Origin of the sequence: Wolbachia endosymbiont of Pentidionis agamae (assembly GCF_036711655.1) — a bacterium.
GTDB lineage: Bacteria > Pseudomonadota > Alphaproteobacteria > Rickettsiales > Anaplasmataceae > JAZHPY01.
Genome location: NZ_JAZHPY010000099.1, coordinates 1 through 3,397, shown reverse-complemented (window position 1 = coordinate 3,397; position 3,397 = coordinate 1). Strand labels below are relative to the sequence as shown.

Here is a 3,397-nt window from a genome sequence, read left to right as displayed (position 1 = left end):
AGCAATTTTTTTTAAGCTAAACTTACTATTTAAGAGCCGCTCATTCTTATTATTTCATCCCATTCATTTTGAAGAACTGGAGAAATAGATAAACGAGGTTGTTTTAACATACGCATATCTTTTAGCAGCACATTTTTTCTTACATTTGCAAGTGTAACACTATTTTTTAACATCTTTGAAAATTCCACATCTATTAACCCAAATTTAGAGTTATTAGTGAAGTAACACTCTTTTTGTACTTTCACTATTCCAACAATAGATTTTTCATTTTCTGTATGATAAAAAAAAGCAAGATCGCCTAATTTCATTATCTTAATATAATTTTGAGCTTGATAATTATGTACCCCATCCCAAGATGTCACCTTGTCAGTTTCCATATTATATATAGAAAACTTACTAGGCTCTGATTTAAAAAGCCAGAATTGCATTTTAGGTAATCATCTTTTTACATATACCGTATGGCTTCCACTCGCAACCACTACAAGCATATTCAAATTTTTCTAAAGACATCTCTTCTTTAATTTTTTTTGTCATTTCGCTCCAGATTACAGTATCTCCAATTTTTATTCCTAAAACTTCCATGTGTCTACTATCTAATTGTGAAACTTTTGCCTGCTTGTTGCATTTATTTTGTTTTGTTTTATTTGGGCATGCATTACAGATGGAATCAAGGTTATTAACTACCTCGATTTGAATATTGGAATTACCATCTATTTGATTAACTATTTCTCTATAATTCTCTATAAACTTAGGAGAGTAACCATAACCTTGAAATGCAAGCGTACACATAAAATGATGTGGACGAAACTTTATCACTTTTTAGTACAATCTAAATATTGTAAAGTTGCAGCAAGTAAAATGCTCTTTACTATACCAGGTATAATAAAAGGCAACACTCCAGATATAATTGCTTGTTTAAAACCTACATGAATAGCAAGCCAGCTAACACCAAAAATAAAAATTAAGATTGTACCAACTAAAGAGCTGAGGAAATAACTCAGAAAAGGTTTAAATTCTTGTTTTGATAGGAATTCTTTCATACTACCTATGATAGTAGCTGCTGCTAAGAATCCAATTAAATATCCACCTGAAGGTCCAATAAGAACATAATATCCAGCAGAAAGATTCGCAAAAACTGGTACACCAATTATGCCAAATAATATATAAGTGAATACTGAATAAAATGCAGTCCTAGAGCTAAACTTTAAGCCTATGATCATTACTCCTAAAGTTTGCAGTGTAATTGGCACAGGATGTAACGGTATACTTATCTGTGACGTAAGAAATAAAAATAGCACACAAAATAATACCTCAATTAATCTACTTGCTATAGGAATACTATGTAACCTAATAAACATGCTGCCACCCCTCATTGCTAAAAATATATCTAACTTTGTTAGTTTAATTTAACCTAAACTATGTTACAATAAAATTTACGCTAAGTAAGTAACAAAGGGATGATCAGTCAAGAAGATTTATTAGAATTAATAAAGATGAGGCATAGTGGGCGTCTATATGATACTACAAAGATAATATCTCATGAACAAATCGAAATGTTGATAGAAGCAGCAAGGTGGGCACCATCGTGTTTTGGTGCCGAGCCCTGGAGGTATATTATATGTAATAAGCAGGATAATCGAGATGTATGGGATAAGTTATTATATTGTCTTGTTGAAGCAAATCAAGTATGGGCACAAAATGCTCAGATATTAATAATATCTCTTAGTACTAAAAACTTTCGTCGCTCTAAAGACAAATCTAATCGCTGGGCAAATTACGATACCGGTGCAGCAAGTTATGGATTAATGCTGCAAGCTGCGGCCATGGGTCTCATGGCCCATCAAATGGGAGGTTTTGACGAAAAAGAGGTAAGGAAAAACTTTAATATAGGAGACCACTTGAATGTGATATCAGTCATGGCAGTTGGTTATGAGAAAAAAGAAGAAACTGATCAACTACAGGAAAAAGAAAGATTAAGCAAAAGAACAAGAAGACCAATAAAAGAAATATTTTTTTATGACAAATTGAATTAGATTGAAAGACTGGCTCCTTAAGTAATGCATAGTATGCATGTGAGCAATTTTTATGATGCTATCTCTAAATATCATTTACTTTAACAATTACTTTGTAGGCTAAAGTTCTTGTGGAATTTTAAATTTCACCTTTTCTTTTATACCAGGCATATTAGAAATTTTAATTTCCATACTTTCTCTTAAATAATTTATTAGTTGATGTATTAAAATATCAGGAGCAGAAGCGCCAGCAGTGATACCTAATTTTTCTACTCCTATAAACAAATCGTTTCTTACATCATGATAACTATCAATCAAATAAGCTTTTTTTCCTTCTGATACACATAGATCTAATAGACGATTTGAATTTGAACTATTTTTACTTCCTATAACTAATATCATATCTACTATTTTAGATAATTGTTTTACTGCATTTTGTCTATTTTGTGTTGCATAACATATATCATTTAAATTAGGGCCTATAATATTAGGAAATCTTGATGTTAGAACAGAGATAATTCTACTAGTATCATCAATACTTAAAGTAGTTTGAGTGATATAAGATAAATTATTTTCATTATTAACTTTAATGTTATATGCATCTTCTACATTTTCCACTAAAATCACATTACCATTTACTCTTCCAATAATGCCTTTAATTTCAGGGTGGCCTTTATGTCCTATTAAAATCAACTCTCTTCCATTGTTTTTATGTCTTTGTGCTTCTCTATGCACTTTACTTACTAATGGGCATGTTGCATCAACAACAATAACATTTTTTTCTTTTGATCTGTCTTCTATTGCCTTTGATATACCATGAGCACTAAACACTAGCACACTATTACTTTTTACATCTTCTACATTATCAATAAAAATTACTCCCTTATTTTTAAAATCTTCTATTATACATTGATTGTGAACAATTTCATGTAGAACATATACTTGATATTTCTTTCCATACTTCTTTAAGACCAAATCTAATATATCAACTGCTCGTTTTACTCCAGCACAAAAGCCTCTTGGCTCTGCTAAAATAACCTCCATATTGCTTTCAGTACTCTGGTATCATAAGTAATAATGCTAATTAATATTTAGTGGATAAACAAGCTGTATCTTTAAACAGATATTGTCCGTGATAGAAAAAAGGCATAGAAAAAACGGTGTAGGTAGAAAATGCTTAGAAGAAAGTTGAGTTTATTATAACATAAGCAATTTTATCACTGCTATCTTACTACTATCTTCAATAAATTTTATTCTTATAATATATTTTAAGATATATTGCAGAAATCTTTATGACAGTAGTTCACACAAGCAAATGTTTAAAATCACAGTCTAATCGACTGATTTACCCCATAATAATAATTGCAATTACTCTGTTAATTGAG

Annotated in this window: 5 protein-coding genes; 1 reads left to right on the top strand and 4 read right to left on the bottom strand. The window is 30.5% G+C overall.

What is annotated here, in order from left to right; translation table 11 throughout:
- Positions 1-29: 29 nt before the first annotated feature.
- From V6U76_RS04920 to V6U76_RS04910, 3 genes are read right to left on the bottom strand one after another with little or no spacing between them, the layout of a single operon-like run.
- Positions 30-428, bottom strand: a complete 399-nt coding sequence (locus tag V6U76_RS04920) for an EVE domain-containing protein (RefSeq protein ID WP_333024005.1) — start codon at positions 426-428, stop codon at positions 30-32.
- 1 nt (position 429) lies between these two features.
- Positions 430-816, bottom strand: a complete 387-nt coding sequence (locus V6U76_RS04915) for a DUF1284 domain-containing protein (RefSeq protein WP_333024003.1) — start codon at positions 814-816, stop codon at positions 430-432.
- Positions 813-1,358, bottom strand: coding sequence for a biotin transporter BioY (locus V6U76_RS04910; RefSeq protein WP_333024002.1), 546 nt, complete (start codon positions 1,356-1,358; stop codon positions 813-815). Before V6U76_RS04910 ends, V6U76_RS04915 begins: the two co-directional genes overlap by 4 nt.
- 99 nt (positions 1,359-1,457) lie before the next feature.
- Here V6U76_RS04910 and V6U76_RS04905 point away from each other — a divergent pair, with 99 nt between their 5' ends.
- On the top strand, positions 1,458-2,033 hold the full coding sequence (locus V6U76_RS04905; RefSeq protein ID WP_333024000.1) for a nitroreductase family protein: 576 nt from the start codon (positions 1,458-1,460) through the stop codon (positions 2,031-2,033).
- A 99-nt stretch (positions 2,034-2,132) separates the two neighbouring features.
- Here the strand turns inward: V6U76_RS04905 and ispH are convergent, their stop codons facing one another.
- Complete coding sequence (gene ispH / locus V6U76_RS04900; RefSeq protein ID WP_333023998.1) at positions 2,133-3,056, bottom strand: 4-hydroxy-3-methylbut-2-enyl diphosphate reductase; 924 nt, start codon at positions 3,054-3,056, stop codon at positions 2,133-2,135.
- Positions 3,057-3,397: the final 341 nt, after the last annotated feature.